Raw genomic sequence first — 20,262 nt, 5'->3', positions numbered from 1 at the left:
CACACGTTGACGGACCAGGAGGTCGAGGGGGCTGGGTGCCGACGCGTGCGTCACTGAATGTTCTCCGGATTGAGTTGGACCGTGGCGCTGCTCGTGAGCGTGTTCGGCAGCGCGAACGCCAGCAGCGGCAAGCTCGGCACCAGCGGATTGGCCTGATAGTTGTAGCTCACCAGGACATTCACGCATTGCATCGCGCCCTTCGGCCCGCATGTCGCGGAAGACGGCGTGCATTGCATCGACTGCACGAGCGTCGCGGCGACCAGCTTCGCCGCCGCGCAGGCCGCGTTGCCGCGATTGGTCAACGCCGTTTGCATCGACGTGTTGCTCTGCCAGTTCAGCGCGGCGCGCGCGCCCTCTTCCGCGGCCATCGTCAGATTCTGCTGTGCGACGAGAATCAGACTGAAGGTGACGATCGCGTACAGGATCGTGAAGAAAAGCGGGAACACCAGCGCGAATTCGACGGCCGTGGCGCCGCGTTGCGCACGCGCGCGGCGCACCTTGATGCGCGGATGCGGCAAGCACGCGCGTTGCGTCAGGGCGGTTTTCATCGCACGCTTCCCGCCATGCCGTGCAGAACGAGCCAGCCGCTCGCGGCCACCGCGAGACACGCTGCGTAAGGCGTGGATGCTTTGCCGGCGAGTTCGAACGTCGCGCCGGGTTGACGGGCCAGGCCCGCGAGCGGCGTGCGGGTGGTAATCAGGAGCCACAATGCATGCACGCCGGCAGCGAGACTCGCAGCCATCCATAGACCGAGCAACGCGTGCATGCCGCACCATGCGCCGAGGACGGCGAAGACTTTGACATCCGCGGCGCCCATCACGCCGAGCGCGAAAAACGGCAGCAATGCAGCGAGACCGATTAATGCGCCAATGCCTGCCTGAGTCAGCGAAATGCCGAAAGGCCCGCATTGAAAAAACGCGCAGCAAAATGCCGTCGCCAGACCGGCGACAACAACTGAATTGGATATGCGCCGCCAACGGCAATCGCTAATCGCGACTACCGCTGCCCACGCGATAAATAACAAAATGCCCACGGAAACATTCATCTCGCACTCGACAGGCGAAGCTGCGCCATGCGGATTGCAATGCAATCCGCATTAACGATTCAGCGATGCGTTATTACGCCGACGAAGCAGACGGACGTCGAAACGCCGGCTGCTTCGCGCAACGATTACGGTTTGCCTTTTACGGTCCGGTCTTCGTGGTGGACGGCGAGATTTTGTCCGCGACCTGCTGCAAAACACTCGAGACATTCGTGCCGACATTCGTCACCGCGGTAGCGATCACGAGCACGACGAGGCCTGCGATGAGGCCATATTCGATAGCCGTCACGCCCTTGTTATCGGCCAGGAAGCGTTGTGCGAATTTATTCATTTGAACCCTCGGACTTCATTTATTTCGTTCGTATACGTTCTGCATTTCTCGGCGATGTGCCTTGGGTGCGCGGACCGTTGAGCTCTCATTCCCGGTCTCGTTTATTGCACCGCAATGCCATGCCTTGCAGCCGCCCTTCAATAAAACACTTGCGTATGAGTTGTCTGTTCGATAACCCACCTCCGTCATCAATCTTCAGTGCTTTCGGGTTTTATAGCCGAACAATCATTTTTAAGCAATTGTCCGCTGCGCCGATCCTCGCCCCGTATGCATTTTTACCACTCACTCTAGTTAACGGCAGTTCGTGCGTTGCAGCACATAGGAATAACCATAAGTTAGATTCGCTCCACTAATTATTCGTTTCAACAGAACGTTTCAAGCGCGCGCACCCGTTTCGTGCGCGTGCGTTACGCCGTACATCGTAACGGCGCGCGCGGCTCGTTACGTTACGCCGGCTGTCCGAACGCACCGCACATTGCGTTACGTGGGCGCAATCTGGTTTAGCGCACGCTCCGTCAGTTCCCCGCAAACCCTTATCACGCATGGCGCTGCCGCTCGCGCCGAAAAAATCTTCCGCATTGTTCAGTCGAAATGGCACGGGTCGTGCAGAGAGAGGCACGCAGCAACAACCAACAACACATGCGATTCGAGGGCGACATGAACATTCAAACGACCAACACGACGTTACGGGCAACCCTGATTGCAGCCAGCGTGGCTGCGATGCTTTCTCTTGGTGCTTGCGGAGGCTCCGGCAGCCTGAGTTCCGGCACCGGCAGCAGCGGCAGCGGCTCCGCCGGCGGCACACTTTCCACGACCGGCAGCGGCTCGACGGGTTCGGGCGGCTCGGGCTCGGGTACGGGCGCAGGTACGAACACGACCACGGGTAGCAACGGTTCGGGTACAGGCACGGGTACAGGCACGGGTACAGGCACAGGAACCGGTACGGGTACGACGCCCGTCGCCAACGCGCTCGGTACGGTAGTCGGCAACACGGGCGGTGTGGTGAGCGACGCCGGCTCGGCGGTCACCGGCATCGGTACCGTAATCGGTTCGCAGACCTTGCCCGGCGTCAGCTCGCAAACCACGCAGTCCGCCGGCGGCATCGTGCAGCAAGTCGGCTCGGCGGTTTCGACGCTCGGCAACGGCGTGTCGCAAGGTCTCGGCCAGCTCGGCACCGGCGGCAACGCGGTCGGCACTACGGTCTCGAGCGTGGGCGGTGTCGTGAGCCATGTCGGCGGCGCAGTGACGGACGCGGGCAACCTCGTGACGAGTCTCGGCAGCGGCCCCCTCGCGCCGCTGTCGGCGATCACCACGCCGCTCGGCGGCGTCGTCAACACGCTCGGCGGCGCGGTCACCAACGGCGGCAGCACGCTCACCACCGCCCTCTCGACGGGCCCGGTCCAGCAAGTCACGCAAACCCTCAGCACGGCGATCACGCCGATCACGTCGATGGTCGCCGCGACCACGCAAACGGTCGGCAACACCACGGGTCTCGGCGCGCCGCTCAACGGCCTGCTCTCGACGGTCGGCGGCGGACTCGGCAAGGCCGGCGCCCTGTTGAGCGCGACCGGCGGCAATCCGGTCACGGCCGCACTCGGCCATACGGTCACCGACACCGGCGCGACGGTCGCTTCGGTGGGCGGCTTGCTCACGGGCGGCAGCGGCGGCAATCCGCTTGCACCGCTGACCAGTGCCCTGGGCGGCTTGACTGGCGGCACCGGCAGTGGCCCGCTCGCGCCGCTTACCAGCGCACTCGGCGGCTTGACTGGCGGCACCGGCAGCGGCCCGCTCGCGCCGCTCACCAGCGCCCTCGGTGGCTTGACTGGCGCCGTCGGCGGCGCATCGAGCGGCGGCAGCCCGCTCGCGCCCGTCGCCGGGTTGCTCTCGAGCGTGACCGGCAGCCTCTCCGGCGCGGCCGGCGGCAGCAGCGGCCCGCTCGCACCGGTCACCGGCTTGCTGTCGGGCGTCACCGGCGCACTCGGCGGCATCACCAGCACGGCAACCGCCGCGCCGGCCACCACGACCGCCGCCGCTTCCACCAACTCGGGCGCCGGCGTGTCGCTGTCGACCACCACGGGCAAAGGCACCGCCAACAATCCGCTCGCACCGGTGACGTCGCTCGTCGGCGGCCTGCTCGGCGGCTTGGGCAAGAAGTAAGCAGCCCCCTCGGGAACAGCGAAAAACCTTGAGCGAGACCCAGCCGGAGCGCGGCCCGCCAGCCGCGCCCCGGCGCTTCCCGAAACCTGGCTGAACTGGGCCCCGCCGCTCAGACATCCGTTGCAACGGCGCACTGAAACCAACGCACACGACATCCAGAAGATACGGAGGAGCACACATGTCCACCCAACGTTTTTTTTCTCTCCATGCGACGTGCGCGACCGTGTCGTCGTTGCGCGCGCCATTGATCGCCGTGGCGGTCGCCGGCTTGCTCGCGGCGTGTGGCGGCAGCACCGTCAGCGCGCCGCCCACCACCTCAAATACCGGTAGCGGCAGCGGCTCGGGTTCGACCGATACCGGCAGCACCACCACCACGAAGACAGGCACGACCGGCGTCGCTACCGCGGCCGCCCAGACCACCAACGATCTGGGCACGGCGATCGCCTCGCAGACCATTCCGGGCCTCAGCCCGCAAGTCACTCAAGGGCTCGGCAACGCAGTGTCGAGCACGAGCAGCACGCTGAACTCGCTGGCCGATGCCGTGAGCAACGGCGTCGGCCAGACCGGCACGACGGCCAATCCGGTCGGCACGACGGTCGCCGGACTCGGCTCGGTGGTCGGTTCGACGAGCGGCGTCGTGCAAGGGCTAAGCACTGCCGTCGGCGGGCTCGGCAGCGGCAAACTCGCGCCGCTGGCGCCGCTCACGACACCGTTGGCCAGCACGCTCTCCACCGCTGCGGGCGCACTCAACGCCGGTGGCGCGACGCTCGGCAACGCGCTCGGCTCCGTGCCCGTGCAGCAGATCACTCAACCGGTCAGCACCGCCATCACGCCGATCGTGACGACGGCCGGACTCGTCACGCAAACGGTCGGTACGCAGACCGGCCTCGGCGCGCCGCTCGGCGGCGTGCTCGCGAAAGTGGGCGGCGCACTGGGTTCCGCCGGCTCGCAAGTGGGCGGCGCCACGAAGAATCCGGTCGGGGCCGATCTCGGCACGCTGGTCGGCTCGCTCGGCAACACCGTGACCAACGCAGGCGGCCTGGTCAATCCGAACGGTCCGAATGGCGCGATGCCGATTCCCGGACTGATCACGAGCCTCGTCGGCGCCACGAGCGTGAGCGTCGCCAATGGGCCGCCCGCCAGCAGCAACCCGTTCGGCCCGCTGCAAAGTTCGCTGGCAAGTCTCGGGCTCGGCAGCAATCCGGTCGGCTCGCTGTCGACGCTGCTCGGCGACACACCGCTGGCCGGCCTGACCTCGGCGCTCGGCGGCACGCCGTTGGGATCGCTGACTTCCTCGGGCTTGAGCGGCTCGCCGTTGAGCTCGCTGACTTCGGCGTTAGGCGGCTCGGGTAGCGCATCGAATCCATTGTCGACGCTGACGGGCGCGCTGTCCGGGCTCACGAGCGGCGTCACGAGCGGCGGCGCGGGCGGCAGCGGCCAGGCGCTCGCGCCGGTGACCGCGCTGGTCGGCCAGTTGACCGGTACGCTCGGCTCGGCCGCAGGTTCGACGAGCGGCTCCGGCACGGCGCCGAGCGGCTTGACGACCCTGCTCGGCGGCCTGGTGCCGGCGAACCATAAGTAGTTAGCCCAACTATCGAATCGCTGCGGCGTGCATCAGTTATCCGCCGAGACTTGCCGCGCGGCTGTTCATCGAATCATGCAAGCCGCAGCGAATCAGGCAATGCGCATAACCGGTCCGACTCGTCACGTGCTTCGCGCTTTTGCAGAGAGCGCTCAAGCCCCACGGAGCACGTGACGTAATACATGCAAGCATCGCAATACGCGTCGAGCCGCACATAAGCGCTCGCGCGCCGCCCGGCCAGGCGGTGCGTCCGCGACACAAGAACGATATACGAGGGAAATCCGATGAAACTCGGGTATAGCAGCATAGGTACCGTCGTACTCGCAGCGCTTGCGGCGAGCACCCTGCCAACGCAAGCGTATGCGCAGTCCCGCCCAGGCGGCTCGGCGGTAGGCGGCAATCCGCTGGATTCGCTGCCGCAGATCAAGGCGCCCGACAAAGGTCCGAACGTGACCGTGCAGGTCGCGCCGCAAGCCCCCCAACTCGAAGAATTGCTGGCCCGCCATATCACGCCTTCGCGCGTGCAGGTGGAGGGCGTGAAGTCCATTCCCTTCGACGACGTCGCGCAACGCTTCACGCCGCTCGTCGGCAAGGACACGACGATCGGCGATCTGATCCAGGTCGCCAACGGCGTCACGACGCTCTATCAGGACCGCGGCTTCGCGCTCTCGTTCGCCTTCATTCCGGCGCAGACCTTCGAAGACGGCGTGGTGCGCGTGACGGTGGTGGAAGGCTACGTGTCCGCCGTCAAGGTGACGGGCAAAGCCGGCGCAGTGGAAGACAAGATCCGCGCGATCGCCGATCACATCACCGCCGACCGGCCGCTGCGGCGCGCCACGTTCGAGCGCTACATCAACGTGCTCGGCCTGTTGCCGGGCGTGAAGGTCGCGGCGAACGTGCCGCCGCCGCAGAACACCGACGGCGCCACCACGCTCGAACTGAACGTGGAGCGCAAGCCCTTCGACGTCAGCACCGGGATCGACTTCAATCACCCCGGCGTGCAGGGGCTTCTGACCGCCACTGAAAACGGGCTGACTTCGTTCGGCGAACAGTTGAGCGTGTCGGCCTTGCTGCCGAAGGGGCGTGACAACGTCACCTATCTCGCCGCGCACGGCGCGGTGCCGATCGGCAGCAACGGACTGATCGCGAAGATCGACGCCTCGCACTATCGCGGCAATCCGACCGACAATCCCGGCCTGCCCTCCAACATCGAGCGCACGGTCATCAACGACAAGATCGGCGGTTCGCTGGCGTATCCGATCCTGTTGAGCAACACGCAAAGCGTGATCGGCACGGCGTCGGTGTATGCGTCGCACGACGAGGATCGCTACAACAACCACGACACCGGCGCACAGATCGGCTTCCGCTCGCAAGTACGCGTCATGCAGTTGCAGGCCGATTACACCAGCGTTCAGACGGGCCAGGTGCGCCGCGCGAGCGTCAACGTGGCGAAGGCGTTCGACATCCTGGGCGCGTCGAAGTCCGGCGACTCGAACGTGCCGGGCTCGCCCGTCACCAATCCGGCGTCGATCAACTTCGTGCGCACCGGCGCCACCTTCTCGCAAACCAACGAGTGGCCGTTGAAGATCGGCACGGCAGTCTCGCTGACGGGCCAATACAGCGGCGTGTCGCTGCCCACCTCCGAGCAGATCTCGTTCGGCGCGCAACGCTTCGCGCAGGGCTATCAGCCGGGCGAAGCCTCGGGCGATTCGGGCTGGGGCGCGATACTGGAAATCAACCGTGCGTTCACACCGGGCTTTACCTATCTGCGCACGCTCACACCTTACGTTTCGTTCGATATGGCGCGCGTCTACCTGCATGCGGGTACGCCCTCGCCTTCGAAGCTTTCGTCGATCGCGTTCGGCTTCCGCATCTCGGATGCGAAGTACTACAGCCTGGATCTCTCGGTGGCCAAAGCGATCGGCGACGCGCCGGTGGAAAGCGCGTCGCGCAGTCCGCGCATCAACGCGACGTTCTCGTATCAGCTGAATTGATCGGTAGAAGTGCCGCGTCCTGATTAGAGGGTCCACTATCAAACGACGCGCGCACTTTCACGTATTCTGCGCTGACGATGTGTCGCCGGCGCCTGCAAGCAGCAATCCACCGGCCGCGGGCGGCACACGAGGGCAGCAGAAGTCGAACCTGAGGGGCCATGCAAGGCATCACGGCGGCCGTCGTCTGAAGACCGCCCGAGATGCCAATAACGCCGCGCGACCATGATCGCGCCGTCTTTAATCAAGGAGGAAGACAATGATGCAATTCACCCACCGCGCGCGTGCAATCGCGCTTCGCACAGCCAAACATGCCGCGCTCGCCGGCGTTTTGCTCGCCAGCGCCGTGACGGCCATGGCGCAGGCCGACAGTCCGGTCGGCACGTGGCAAACCATCGACGATCATACCGGCCAGCCCAAGGCGCTCGTGCAGATCTCGCAGGACGGCAGCGGCGCGCTCAGCGGCAAGGTCATCAAGGGGCTCGGCGCGAACGACCAGCCGGATCGCCGCTGCACGGCCTGTACCGACGCGCGCAAGGATCAGCCCATTCTCGGCATGACGATCATCAGCGATCTGAAGAAGGACGGCGACGCCTGGGATCACGGCCAGATTCTCGACCCGGAAAACGGCAAGCTGTACAAGTGCAAGATGCACCTGGAAGACGGTGGGAACAAACTGGTCGTGCGAGGCTATATCGGCGTGTCGCTGCTGGGCCGCTCGCAGACGTGGATTCGCCAGCAATGATGCGCGGGTAAGTTCGGGGCTCGTTACAGAGCCCGCATGGAACGATGAGAAACGGCCGACGATTGCAATCGTTCGGCCGTTTCTTTTATTGGAGGACGCTGGGTTGTAGGAATCATGCAGCGTGTTTGAAGGGCGAATGGAACGCGAACGGCGAGGACGGCAGTGGTTGGCTCGCAGGCGGGCTGTACACCGCAGGCGCGACAACCGGAGTCTTTTCGGATTCGACGCTCTTCGGTTTCTCGTTCACGTGCGTACGCATGCGTGCTTCCATCAGGCCACAGAGCTCTTCGCTCGCCGCGCCGAACAGTTGCTCCATGACTCGGTGGAGCACGCCGGATTCGTACCACGCCTTGAAGCGGCGATGGCAAGTCTGGTAGGACGGGTACTTGCGCGGCATGGCGGACCAGGTGGCGCCGCTATACATGACCCACAGCACGCCGTTGAGCACTGAGCGTGTGTTGGCAAGCGGTCGGCCACGCAGTTCTGAGCGCGGCCGCAGTTCGGGAAGCAACGGTGCGACACGTTGCCATTCTTCGTCGTTGATATCACGGTACGGATTCATGGTTTCTCCTTTGTCAAAACCTCGACAAAAGATATCCAGTCGTCCGCGGACGGAATATAAGACCAATCCGAATCTTGAAAATACGCCGGACGCCGGCGCGTCATCGGCAAACCGAACGTGATCTATCGCAAAAGCGTCGCCGGACGTGCCGCGCGACGCCTCAGGTCAGCGACGTATCGACGATCCGTCGCGGCGTATCGAGATACTCCTTCGACTGCATTTCGACGATGCGCGACACCGTGCGCGTGAACTCGTTGGCCATGGGACCGTCCGTGTACAGTTGTTCGGGCGGCACCGCCGCGGACATCAGCAGCTTCACCTTGTGGTCGTAGAAGACGTCGATCAGCCAGGTGAAGCGGCGCGCTTCCGAGGCCATGCGCGCGGACATCTGCGGTACGCCGGAGAGGACCACCGCGTGAAAGCGGCTCGCCAGTTCAAGATAGTCGTTTTGCGAACGCGGACCGCCGCACAAGGTAGCGAAGTCGAACCACACGACGCCGTCGGCGCGGCGCAGCGCCTTCAACTCGCGCTTTTCGATATGCAGGATCGGGCTTTCGTCGGGCACCGCGGCCAGACGCGCGAACGCGTCGCGCAACGCCTTGTCCGCGGCGGCGCCCAGCGGCGAGTGATACACCTCGACCTGCGCCAGCGTACGTTGCCGGTAGTCGATGCCCGCATCGACGTTGATCACGTCGAGCTTCTGCTTGATGAGTTCGATTGCCGGCAACATGCGGTCGCGATGCAGGCCGTCGGGATACAGCGTGTCCGGATCGTAGTTGGAGGTCATCACGAACTGCACGCCGTTCTCGAACAGCTTGTCGAGCAGGCGGTACAGGATCATCGCGTCGGCAATATCCGACACGTGGAATTCGTCGAAACAGATCAGCCGGTACCGTTTGGCAATGCGGCGCGCGAGCTCGTCGAGCGGATCGGCCTGGCCTTTCAGATCTTCCAGCTCGCGGTGCACCTCGCGCATGAACTCGTGGAAATGCAGGCGCGTTTTGCGATGCAACGGCACGATCATGTAAAAGCTGTCCATCAGGAAGCTCTTGCCCCGCCCTACGCCGCCCCACATGTACACGCCGCGCGGCAGATCCGGATGGATCAACAGTTTCTTGAACGCGTTCGAGCGGCGCGACTTGTATTCGCTCCATTCTTCATAGCACCGCTGCAGACGGTCGACCGCCGCGCGTTGCGCCGGGTCCGATTGGTAGCCCCGCGTCTGCAGTTCTTTTTCGTAGTATTCGGTGACGTTCATCGTGTTGCTGCAAATAGAAAGGCGGGAGGGAGTGAACCCGCCCGCCTTCGTGGTAATGCCGGAGTACTGTCAGTCAGGCGTGCGCGGAATTACATGTTCAGCGCGCGCTTGTCGACGGCCAGTGCCGCCTCGCGCATGACTTCCGACAGCGACGGGTGCGGATGGCAAATGCGGCCGATGTCTTCCGACGCCGCCTTGAATTCCATCGCCACCACGGCTTCCGCGATCAGGTCCGATGCGTTGGCCGAGATGATGTGCACGCCGAGCAGTTCGTCGGTCTTCGCGTCGGCGATCATCTTGACGAAACCATCCGCCTTGTTGATGCCGAGTGCGCGGCCGTTCGCCATGAACGGGAACTGGCCCGTCTTGATCTCGCGGCCTTCTGCTTTCAGCTGCTGCTCCGTCTTGCCGACCCACGCGATTTCCGGTTCGGTGTAGATCACCCACGGAATGCAGTTGTAGTCGATATGCGGCTTCTGACCGTCGATGATTTCGGCGACCAGCACGCCTTCGTCTTCGGCCTTGTGCGCGAGCATCGGGCCGCGCACCACGTCGCCGATCGCATACACGTTCGGCACGGCCGTCGCGCAATGATCGTCGACGTCGATGAAGCCGCGTTCGTTGGCCTTCAGGCCGATCGCTTCGAGACCGAGGTTGTCGGTGTTCGGCACGCGGCCGATCGACACGATCAGGCGGTCGGCTTCGAGCTTCTGCGCGTTGCCGTCCTTGTCCGTGTAGTTGATCGTCACGCTGCTGTCGGTCGTGGTCACTTCGCCGACCTTCACGCCGACGTGGATGTCCAGACCTTGCTTCTTGAACTGCTTGGCCGCTTCTTTCGCGAGCGCCTGGTCAGCCGCGCCGAGGAATTCCGGCAGCGCTTCGAGCACGGTCACTTCCGCGCCCAGACGGCGCCACACCGAACCCAGTTCCAGACCGATCACGCCTGCGCCGATCACGGCGAGTTTCTTCGGCGTGGATTCGAAGCTCAGCGCGCCTTCGTTGTCGGCGACGATCTTGTTGTCGACCGGAATGTTCGGCAGATGACGTGCCTTCGAACCCGTGGCGATGATCACGTTCTTTGCCGTGACCGTTTCCGTTTCGCCTTCGCCGCTCACTTCGATCTGCACGCCGGCGTCCGTCTTGCCGGTGAACTTGCCGTGGCCCTTGAGCCACGTGATCTTGTTCTTGCGGAACAGGAATTCGATGCCCTTGGTCATCTTTTCGACGATGCCTTCTTTGCGGGCCATCATCTTCGCGATATCCACCGACACGTTTTCCACGGAAATACCGTGGTCGATCAGGTGATGCGACGCGTTTTCAAATTCTTCCGACGACGCGAGCAGCGCCTTCGACGGAATGCAACCCACGTTCAGACACGTGCCGCCGAGCTTCAGCGTGCCGGCCGGGTTCTTCCATTTTTCGATACATGCGACGGTCTTGCCGAGCTGCGCTGCGCGGATGGCGGCGATGTAACCGCCAGGGCCCGCGCCGATCACGACGACGTCAAATTCTTTGGACATGACAATCCTTTTGATGACGGAACGGCGTGCAGCCACGCTTCGTGGCGCACGGCGTTCCTGTACTGCGGAATGCTAGAGACGTACTGCTTGCGTAGTGCCTATATGGCGCCGGCTTGCTCAATGACAAGCCGGCAGCCGAACTCGCGCTTACAGGTCGAGCAGCAGGCGCGCCGGATCTTCCAGCGCGTCCTTCATGGCAACCAGCGACAACACGGCTTCGCGACCGTCGATGATGCGGTGGTCGTACGACAGCGCCAGATAGTTCATCGGGCGGATCACGATCTGGCCGTTCTCGACCACAGCGCGTTCCTTGGTGGCGTGCACGCCGAGAATCGCGGATTGCGGCGGGTTGATGATCGGGGTCGACAGCATCGAACCGAACACACCGCCGTTCGAGATCGAGAACGTACCGCCAGTCATTTCTTCGATCGACAGCTTGCCGTCTTTCGCCTTCTGGCCGAATTCGGCGATCTTCTTCTCGATGTCGGCGAGGCTCAGCTGATCCGCGTTGCGCAGGATCGGCACCACCAGACCACGCGGCGAACCGACCGCGATACCGATGTCGAAGTAGCCGTGATAGACGATGTCGTTACCGTCGATCGACGCGTTCACGAGCGGGAACTTCTTCAGCGCGTGAACCGCCGCCTTCACGAAGAACGACATGAAGCCGAGCTTCACGCCATGTTCCTTCTCGAAGCGGTCTTTGTACTTGTTGCGCAGGTCCATCACCGGGGCCATGTTCACTTCGTTGAACGTGGTCAGGATGGCGTTGGTTTGCTGCGACTCGAGCAGACGCTCGGCGATACGCGCGCGCAGACGCGACATCGGCACGCGTTGTTCCGGGCGATCCTTCAGCCATTGGTCAGCCGAAGCCGGCGCCTTGACGTCCGGCAGTGACGGCTTGGCAGCCTTCGGTGCGGCCGGTGCCGGAGCCGGTGCGGCCTTGGCAGCCGGAGCGCCCGCGGTCAGCACGTCACCCTTGGTGATGCGGCCGTCGCGGCCCGTGCCGGACACGTCGCCCTGGCCCAGACCCTTTTCGGCCATCAGCTTGCCGGCAGCCGGCGAAGCAGCGGTGTTCGCACCCGTTGCGGATGCGGCTTGGGCCGCCGGAGCCGGGGCAGCGGCGGGTGCCGGTGCGGCTTCCGGAGCGGGCTTCACTTCGGCTTCGACAGCAGCGGCGCCTGCCGTGCCTTCGGTGTCGATCTTGGCGATCACCTGATCAGCCGTGACGGTGTCGCCGTCGTTCGCGATGACTTGCGCAAGCACGCCGGCCGAGGGTGCCGGCACTTCGAGCACGACCTTGTCGGTCTCGATTTCGATGAGAATTTCGTCTTGAGCAACAGCCTCGCCCGGCTTCTTTTTCCACTGCAGCATCGTGGCTTCCGAGACCGACTCGGAGAGCTGGGGGACCTTGACTTCAACAATAGCCATTTTGTGAATATCCTGAATACGTATCGGGTGACGGCGCGCGAACCATGGATCCGACGATCGCCTGCGAACCTCGAATGCCGCAACCGATCTGTTCGGATGCGGCACGGGAAAGCGCGCTGCGCTTTCCCGGTTCGGTTTTAATGATTATTTAGCGATCGACGAGCTCTTGAGGCGGCCGAAAGCGCCTTCGACCAGCGCCTTCTGCTGCTCGTAGTGCTTCGCGTAGTAGCCGACCGCCGGCGAGGCCGAAGCCGGACGTCCGCTGTATGCCAGCTTCTGCCCTTCCTTCATGCCGTCCTTCAGGTGGTGCTCGATGTAGAACCACGGGCCTTGATTCTGCGGCTCGTCCTGCACCCAGACCACTTCGGTCGCGTTGTCGTACTTCTTCATTTCCGCTTCGAACTGCTTATGCGCGAACGGATAGAGCTGTTCGATACGGATGATCGCGACGTCGTTCGACTTCGATTCGCGGCGATGTGCCAGCAGGTCGTAGTACACGCGGCCCGAACAGGCGATCACGCGCTTGACCTTCTTCGCGTCGATGGCTTCGTCGATTTCGCCGAGGATCGGCTGGAACGCGCCCTTCGCCAGTTCCGACAGATCGGACACGGCTTCCTTGTGGCGCAGCAGCGACTTCGGCGTGGCGACGATCAGCGGCTTGCGGAACAGGCGGATCATCTGACGGCGCAACAGGTGGAAAATCTGCGCCGGCGTGGTGGGTTGAACGACCTGCATGTTGTGGTCTGCGCACAATTGCAGGAAACGCTCGATACGTGCCGACGAGTGCTCCGGACCCTGACCTTCGTAGCCGTGCGGCAGCAGCATCGTGAGACCCGAAACACGGCCCCACTTCACTTCGCCCGACGAGATGAACTGGTCGATCACAACTTGCGCGCCGTTCACGAAGTCGCCGAACTGCGCTTCCCACGCGACGAACGTATTCGGTTCAGCGGTCGAGTAACCGTATTCGAAGCCCAGCACCGCTTCTTCCGACAGCACCGAGTCGATCACCGTGAACTTCGCCTGACCGTCGGCGATGTTCTGCAGCGGCACATACGTGCCGTCGTTCCAGCGTTCGCGGTTCTGATCGTGCAGCACCGCGTGACGGTGCGTGAACGTGCCGCGGCCCGAGTCCTGACCGGTCAGGCGAACTGCGTAGCCCGACGCGACCAGCGACGCGAAGGCCAAATGTTCGCCCATGCCCCAGTCGAGCTTGGCTTCACCGCGGCCCATCGCGCGACGGTCGTTGAGAACGCGCTCGACCAGCGGGTGAACCTTGAAGTTTTCCGGCACCGTGGTGACGCGCTCCGCGAGGCGCTTCAGTTCCGCGAGCGGCACTGCGGTGTCCGCAGCGTCGGTCCACTTGCGGTTCAGGAACGGCACCCAGTCCACCGCGTACTTGCTCTTGTAGTTCGAGAGCACCGGGTCGACCGTGTGATGGCCTTCGTCCATCGCCTTGCGGTAAGCCTTGACGAATTCCTCGCCTTCTTCCGCGGTGATCACGCCTTGCTGCACCAGCTTTTCAGCGTACAGTGCGCGCGTGCCCGGGTGCTTGGCGATCGTCTTGTACATCAGCGGCTGCGTGACAGCGGGCGTGTCCTGCTCGTTGTGGCCCAGCTTGCGGAAGCAGACGATGTCGACGACGACGTCCTTGTGGAACTGCATCCGGAAGTCGATAGCCAGCTGCGTGGCCAGCACGACTGCTTCCGGATCGTCACCGTTCACGTGCAGCACCGGCGCTTCGATCATCTTGACCACGTCCGAGCAATACAACGTGGAGCGCGAGTCGCGCGGGTCCGACGTCGTGAAGCCGATCTGGTTGTTGATGACGATGTGCAGCGTGCCATGCGTGCCGTAACCGCGCGTTTGCGCGAGGTTCAGCGTTTCCATCACCACGCCCTGGCCCGCGAAAGCCGCGTCGCCGTGGATCTGCACCGGCAGCACCTGCAGGCCGCTGTCGTCGCCGCGACGGTCCATACGGGCCTTGGCCGAACCTTCGACCACCGGGTTGACGATTTCGAGGTGCGACGGGTTGAACGCGAGCGACAGGTGAACCGGGCCGCCTTCGGTCGAGACGTCCGACGAGAAACCCTTGTGGTACTTCACGTCGCCGGCCGGCAGGTCGTCGTGGTGCTTGCCTTCGAATTCGGCGAACAGGTCAGCCGGCATCTTGCCGAGCGTATTGACCAGCACGTTCAGACGGCCACGGTGAGCCATGCCGATGACGATTTCCTGCACGCCGTTGGCGCCGCCATGACGCACGACTTCGTCCATCGACGCGATGAAGCTTTCGCCGCCTTCGAGCGAGAAGCGTTTCTGGCCGACGTACTTGGTGTGCAGGAAGCGCTCGAGGCCTTCAGCGGCCGTCAGGCGATTCAGGATGTGCTTTTTCTTTTCGTTCGAGAAGTTCGGCGTGGAACGGATCGATTCGAGCTTCTCTTTCCACCAGCGCTTCTGTTCCGGGTCGCTGATGTACATGTACTCGGCGCCGATCGTGCCGCAGTACGTGTCACGCAATGCCTTGACGATCTCACGCAGCGACGCGCGCTCGAATCCGAAATACAGATTCGTTGCGCTGAACTCCTGGTCCATGTCGGCTTCGGTGAAGTCGTAAAACGCTGGCTCGAGTTCGGGAATAGCGGGACGTTCGCGGCGCTTCAGGGGATCGAGGTTGGCCCATTGCGAGCCGAGGAAGCGATATGCGCCGATGAGGGACTGCACATAGACTTGCTTGCGAGCGGTAGCGAGATCTTCGCCGCCAGCTGCCGTGCGTGGGATGAAGGCATTAGCCTTGGCCCGTTGTGCAAACGATTCGACGATCGGGCCATGGGCCACGTCGTTGGCATTGCTGCCATCCGATGCAGGGACGTTCTGCAACGCGTCGAAATAGCTGCGCCAGTTCTCGGGCACTGACGCCGGATTATCGAGATACGCTTCGTACATTTCTTCTACGTACGGAGCATTGCCGCCGAACAGATAAGAGTTCGACTGGAATTGCTTCATCATTTTTACGCTCACCTTTCTTCGAGTTTCTCGAGAAATAGCGGGTTACAGAACCTTCCGCGACACGGCCTGACCGTTTAGCGGATTGCGCGAATCAAGTCTTGCTTGGAAGGACCTAAAACTTTGCACCCGGGGAGCATATCACAGAACGGATAGTGCAGATAGCAGACAGACTGCCGCTCGAGCCCGTCGCGACGGGCTTTCGGGCGACTTTCACGGTTCGCAACGGTCTTCTGCGGAAATCGGGGACAAACGGTCAAAGCGGCGCCAGGTGTGGCTTGTCAGGCGCGACCAAAGGCCAGAAACCTGAAAGGCCAGAAACGGCAAAAGCCACCCGAAGGTGGCTTTTGCCCGACTGCTAACGTGCGTTGCACCGGCCGGAGCCGATACACCTGGCTCGCTTAGTCCACCGCGCCCTTGCGGCTCGCGCTGCGACGCTCGTGTTCCTTCAGGTAGCGCTTGCGCAGACGGATGGACTGCGGCGTGACTTCGACCAGTTCGTCGTCGTCGATGAATTCGACCGCGTATTCCAGCGACATCTGGATCGGCGGCACGAGGCGCACAGCTTCGTCCGTACCCGACGAACGCACGTTGGTCAGCTGCTTGCCCTTGATCGGGTTCACGACGAGGTCGTTGTCACGGCTGTGAATGCCGATGATCATGCCTTCGTACAGCGGCTCACCCGGCGACACGAACATACGGCCGCGATCCTGCAGCTTCCACAGTGCGTACGCGACTGCGGCGCCGTCGTCCTGCGAAATCAGCACGCCGTTGCGACGTTCGCCGACGGCGCCTTCCTTGACCGGCTGATACGAGTCGAACGTGTGGCTCATCAGGCCCGTGCCGCGCGTGAGCGTGAGGAATTCCGACTGGAAGCCGATCAGGCCACGCGCCGAAATACGGTACTCGAGACGCGTGCGGCCACGGCCGTCCGACGCCATGTCGAGCATTTCGCCCTTGCGGCGGCCCAGCTCTTCCATCACGCCGCCCTGGTGGCCGTCTTCCATGTCGACGGTCAGGTTTTCGTACGGCTCGTGCTTCACGCCGTCGACTTCGGTCATGACCACGCGCGGACGCGACACGGCCAGCTCGTAGCCTTCGCGGCGCATGTTTTCCACCAGAATGGTCAGGTGCAGTTCACCGCGGCCCGCCACTTCGAACGTGGTTTCGTCGCCGGTTTCCTTCACGCGCAGCGCGACGTTGTGGTTCAGTTCCTTCATCAGGCGGTCACGGATCTGACGGCTCGTGACGAACTTGCCTTCGCGGCCGGCCAGCGGCGACGAATTGACGAGGAAGTTCATGGTCAGCGTCGGTTCGTCGACGGTGATCATGGGCAGCGCTTCCGGTTGTTCCGGTGCGCAGATGGTCACGCCAATGCCGATTTCTTCGATACCGTTGATCAGCACGATGTCGCCGGCTTCAGCCGAGTCGACCTGCACGCGCTCCAGACCCTTGAACGACAGCACCTGGTTGATCTTGCGGTTCAGAATCGCGCCGTCGGGACCCGAACGCACGGCGACGGACATGCCCGGCTTGATCGTGCCGCGCGTGATGCGGCCCACGCCGATACGACCGACATACGACGAGTAATCCAGCGACGTGATCTGCAGTTGCAGCGGAGCCGACGGATCGGCGGGGCGAACTGGCACGTGTTCCAGCACGGCTTCGAACAGCGGACGCATGTCGCCTTCGCGCACGTCCGGGGTCAAGCCTGCGTAGCCGTTCAGACCCGATGCGTACACGATCGGGAAATCGAGCTGTTCGTCGGTTGCGCCCAGCTTGTCGAACAGGTCGAACGTCTGGTTGATCACCCAGTCGATACGCGCGCCCGGACGATCCACCTTGTTGATCACGACGATCGGCTTCAGGCCGAGCGCCAGCGCCTTCTTGGTCACGAAGCGCGTTTGCGGCATCGGACCTTCGACGGCGTCGACCAGCAGCAGCACTGAGTCGACCATCGACAGCACGCGCTCCACTTCGCCGCCGAAGTCGGCGTGGCCCGGGGTGTCGACGATGTTGATGTGCGTGCCTTCGTATTCGACCGCGCAGTTCTTCGAAAGAATCGTGATGCCACGCTCTTTTTCGATGTCGTTCGAGTCCATCACGCGTTCGACAACCGCCTGGTTGTCACGGAACGTGGCGGTCTGGCGGAGGAGCTGGTCGACGAGCGTGGTCTTGCCGTGGTCGACGTGAGCAATGATGGCGATGTTGCGTAGGGCGCGAGTCATAGGAACCTGGAGACAGTTGATGAGTGCGCCAGCAGCAGCATTGTGTGAACGAAACCAACAAAGCCCAAAGCGCACTTTTGGGAACCCAATATTGTAGCACGTGCAAATGAAGCTTTCTGGTATTCCCTGATAGGCCGCAGTCGGCGGCGCCGCGGCACGTCAGAAATGAAACGTAAGCAGGTGGGCGAAATCCTACGCAAAATCACGCGGATTATGACTTGAGCAGGGAAAGTTCCTTGCCTAAGCTGTAATAACACTTGCCGCGTCAACCAACCGACCTCTATAATCCTGCCTAGTCAACCATTGCATTCGCACGAGAATCATGACGGAGCCATCCGCTACACCCACGCCGGACCTCAGCGAATATCAGCTAGGCGAGAGCGTCGGCTATCTGATCTCGCGAGTGAAATCGACGCTGTCGAATCTGGTCACCCAGCGCAGCATGGCCGAACTTGGCATCACCAGCCAGCAGGGCAGCATCCTGTTCATGGTGGCGAGCGGAAAATGCCTGCTGGCGGCCGAACTAGCCCGCGAATACGGCATCGACGCAAGCGCCGTCACGCGCCTGATCGACCGGTTGGAGAAACGCGGCCTGCTGACCCGGGTGCGCAGCAACGAAGACCGCCGGGTCGTGCGCCTTGCGCTCACGCCTGAAGGTCATGCCATCGCCGCCAAAATGCCAGCTATTTTCAATGGCGTGCTGGACAGCCTGCTAGGCGGCTTCACACCGGAAGAAGTGGGTTTCCTGAAGAGCATGCTGCGTCGCGTGCTCATCAATTCCGGCGAACAAACGGGACTAACCCGTGATGCAGCAAGCAATTTTGACAGCAAATCGTAAGAAATTGCTTGCAGTGTCCATCATTACATTCCACTCAAAGAGTCGAGCGATGAAATCCCTTTCCCTGTCCGCGCCCGCGCTTTCGAGCCGGGCCGCCATCGCCGCCGCAGTGACGGCGCTCGCCCTTACGGGGTGCGCGAACTACTTCGGTATGAAAAGCGACAAGCAGATCTCGTCGCCCGCTCAGTACGAGTCCGCCCAGAGCCTCGCCGGTCAGGGCGGCCAGTGGCCGTCGCTCGACTGGGCCAACCAGTTCGGCGACCCGCAACTGCCCAAGCTGATCGCCGAAGCGCTGGAAGGCAGCCCGTCGATCGCGCAGGCGCAGGCGCGTCTCGCCAAGGCTTCGTCATATATCGAGAGCTCGCGCTCGGCGCTGTACCCGAAGGTGAACGGCAGTTATTCCTGGACGCGCGAGCTGTTCTCGGGCAACGCGCTCTACCCGCCTCCGTACGGCGGCACCTGGTATAGCGAGAACAACGTGCTCGCGAGCGCTTCGTGGGATCTGGATCTGTGGGGCAAGAATCGTGAGCGTCTGGGTCAGGCCGTGTCGCAGGAAAAGGCCGCTGAGGCCGACATGCAGCAGGCACGCGTGACGCTCGCGGCGTCGGTAGCCAGCACGTATAACCAGCTCGCGCAGCTGTACGCGTTCCGCGATATCGCCGCGCGCGAAATCGCCAACCGCCAGGATATCGGCCGCATCACCAATGGCCGCGTGACCGCCGGCCTCGACACCAATGTCGAGCGGCAAACCGCGAACGGCAACATCGCGACCAGCCAGTCCAATTTGACCGACCTCGACGGCCAGATCACCGTCGTGCGCTATCAATTGGGCGCGCTGCTCGGCAAGGGTCCGGACCGTGGCCTGCAAATCGCGCAGCCCGCGCTGACCAACGGCGACAGCGTGGCGCTGCCGAACAATCTGCCCGCCGACCTCGTCGCGCGTCGCGCGGATATCGTCGCCGCGCGCTGGCAAGTGGAAGCCGCCATGCACGACGTGAAGGAAGCGAAAGCCGAATTCTTTCCTGACGTGAACCTCGCGGCGGGCTTCGGTTTCGACGCGTTTGGCTGGGGACGCTTCCTCAAATCCGGCAGCCGCCAGATGCAATTCGGGCCGGCCATCCATCTGCCGATCTTCGACGCCGGCGCGCTGCGCTCGCAACTGAAGGGCCGCTACGCCGACTTCGACCTGGACGTGGCGAACTACAACCAGACGCTGATCAGCGCCCTCTCGGACGTCGCGACGCAAGTGTCGTCGATCCGTTCGATCGACCAGCAGCAAGGCGACGCACAACGCGCGCTCGAGGCATCGACCAAGGCGTATCAGCTGGCTGTGATCCGCTACAAGGCCGGTTTGTCGCCGCAGTTGCAGGTGCTGACCGCCGACCAGAACCGCCTTGCCGCCGACCAGACGGTGACCGGCCTGAAGATGCGCCGCCGCGACATGCAGATCGGCCTCATCAAGGCGCTCGGCGGCGGTTTCGACGCGACGCAGACCGGCCTCGTGGTGCCGACCGATGCACCGGCATCGGCCGCCGCGGCGAACTGAGCGCGCGGACCCCGGCCAGATCGAACAC

15 protein-coding genes are annotated in these 20,262 nt (G+C 63.2%); 6 read left to right on the top strand and 9 right to left on the bottom strand.

Going from position 1 to position 20,262, the window contains the following annotated elements; translation table 11 throughout:
- Positions 1–50: 50 nt before the first annotated feature.
- The 3 genes from PQR54_RS19825 to PQR54_RS19815 all read right to left on the bottom strand — a co-directional run bounded on the left by PQR54_RS19825 (position 51) and on the right by PQR54_RS19815 (position 1,373).
- A complete protein-coding gene (locus tag PQR54_RS19825; RefSeq protein ID WP_408248591.1) occupies positions 51–548 on the bottom strand; it encodes a TadE/TadG family type IV pilus assembly protein in 498 nt (165 codons plus the stop codon).
- Positions 545–1,045, bottom strand: coding sequence for an A24 family peptidase (locus PQR54_RS19820; RefSeq protein WP_408248589.1), 501 nt, complete (start codon positions 1,043–1,045; stop codon positions 545–547). Before PQR54_RS19820 ends, PQR54_RS19825 begins: the two co-directional genes overlap by 4 nt.
- Before the next feature lie 139 nt (positions 1,046–1,184).
- Positions 1,185–1,373 carry a Flp family type IVb pilin gene (locus PQR54_RS19815; RefSeq protein ID WP_408248587.1) on the bottom strand — a complete coding sequence of 63 codons (189 nt, stop codon included), beginning with the start codon at positions 1,371–1,373 and terminating at the stop codon, positions 1,185–1,187.
- A gap of 657 nt (positions 1,374–2,030) precedes the next feature.
- On the opposite strand from PQR54_RS19815, the gene PQR54_RS19810 reads away from it, so the two are divergent.
- From PQR54_RS19810 to PQR54_RS19795, 4 genes are all read left to right on the top strand, one after another.
- Positions 2,031–3,530 (top strand): collagen-like triple helix repeat-containing protein, encoded by a 1,500-nt coding sequence (locus PQR54_RS19810; protein ID WP_408248585.1) that lies wholly within the window; start codon positions 2,031–2,033, stop codon positions 3,528–3,530.
- 178 nt (positions 3,531–3,708) lie between these two features.
- Positions 3,709–5,112, top strand: a complete 1,404-nt coding sequence (locus PQR54_RS19805; protein ID WP_408248583.1) for a collagen-like triple helix repeat-containing protein — start codon at positions 3,709–3,711, stop codon at positions 5,110–5,112.
- Between the two features lie 284 nt (positions 5,113–5,396).
- Positions 5,397–7,106, top strand: coding sequence for a ShlB/FhaC/HecB family hemolysin secretion/activation protein (locus PQR54_RS19800; RefSeq protein ID WP_408248581.1), 1,710 nt, complete (start codon positions 5,397–5,399; stop codon positions 7,104–7,106).
- Positions 7,107–7,362: 256 nt separating this feature from the next.
- Entirely contained in the window at positions 7,363–7,848 is a 486-nt protein-coding gene (locus PQR54_RS19795) for a DUF2147 domain-containing protein (RefSeq protein WP_408248579.1), read from the top strand.
- Positions 7,849–7,960: 112 nt separating this feature from the next.
- Here the strand turns inward: PQR54_RS19795 and PQR54_RS19790 are convergent, their stop codons facing one another.
- The 6 genes from PQR54_RS19790 to typA form a co-directional block, all read right to left on the bottom strand.
- Positions 7,961–8,410, bottom strand: a complete 450-nt coding sequence (locus tag PQR54_RS19790; RefSeq protein ID WP_408248577.1) for a transposase — start codon at positions 8,408–8,410, stop codon at positions 7,961–7,963.
- Positions 8,411–8,570: 160 nt separating this feature from the next.
- Positions 8,571–9,668 carry a cell division protein ZapE gene (gene zapE, locus PQR54_RS19785; protein WP_408248575.1) on the bottom strand — a complete coding sequence of 366 codons (1,098 nt, stop codon included), beginning with the start codon at positions 9,666–9,668 and terminating at the stop codon, positions 8,571–8,573.
- An 89-nt stretch (positions 9,669–9,757) separates the two neighbouring features.
- On the bottom strand, positions 9,758–11,188 hold the full coding sequence (gene lpdA / locus PQR54_RS19780; protein ID WP_408248573.1) for a dihydrolipoyl dehydrogenase: 1,431 nt from the start codon (positions 11,186–11,188) through the stop codon (positions 9,758–9,760).
- 147 nt (positions 11,189–11,335) lie between these two features.
- Positions 11,336–12,619: a 2-oxoglutarate dehydrogenase complex dihydrolipoyllysine-residue succinyltransferase gene (gene odhB / locus PQR54_RS19775; protein WP_408248571.1), complete on the bottom strand. Its 1,284-nt coding sequence runs from the start codon at positions 12,617–12,619 to the stop codon at positions 11,336–11,338.
- 144 nt (positions 12,620–12,763) lie between these two features.
- Positions 12,764–15,625 (bottom strand): 2-oxoglutarate dehydrogenase E1 component, encoded by a 2,862-nt coding sequence (locus PQR54_RS19770; RefSeq protein WP_408248569.1) that lies wholly within the window; start codon positions 15,623–15,625, stop codon positions 12,764–12,766.
- A gap of 398 nt (positions 15,626–16,023) precedes the next feature.
- A complete protein-coding gene (typA, locus tag PQR54_RS19765) occupies positions 16,024–17,850 on the bottom strand; it encodes a translational GTPase TypA (protein ID WP_179730905.1) in 1,827 nt (608 codons plus the stop codon).
- Between the two features lie 322 nt (positions 17,851–18,172).
- On the opposite strand from typA, the gene PQR54_RS19760 reads away from it, so the two are divergent.
- Both PQR54_RS19760 and PQR54_RS19755 read left to right on the top strand, forming a co-directional pair.
- Positions 18,173–18,688 (top strand): MarR family winged helix-turn-helix transcriptional regulator, encoded by a 516-nt coding sequence (locus tag PQR54_RS19760; RefSeq protein WP_106313974.1) that lies wholly within the window; start codon positions 18,173–18,175, stop codon positions 18,686–18,688.
- 49 nt (positions 18,689–18,737) lie between these two features.
- Positions 18,738–20,234 (top strand): efflux transporter outer membrane subunit, encoded by a 1,497-nt coding sequence (locus tag PQR54_RS19755; RefSeq protein WP_408248567.1) that lies wholly within the window; start codon positions 18,738–18,740, stop codon positions 20,232–20,234.
- Positions 20,235–20,262: the final 28 nt, after the last annotated feature.

It is taken from the genome of Paraburkholderia phytofirmans, from assembly GCF_046028095.1.
In the GTDB taxonomy this organism is placed as follows: domain Bacteria; phylum Pseudomonadota; class Gammaproteobacteria; order Burkholderiales; family Burkholderiaceae; genus Paraburkholderia; species Paraburkholderia phytofirmans_A.
Note: the sequence above shows the minus strand (reverse complement) of the source record. Positions and strands in the feature narration are given on the sequence as shown.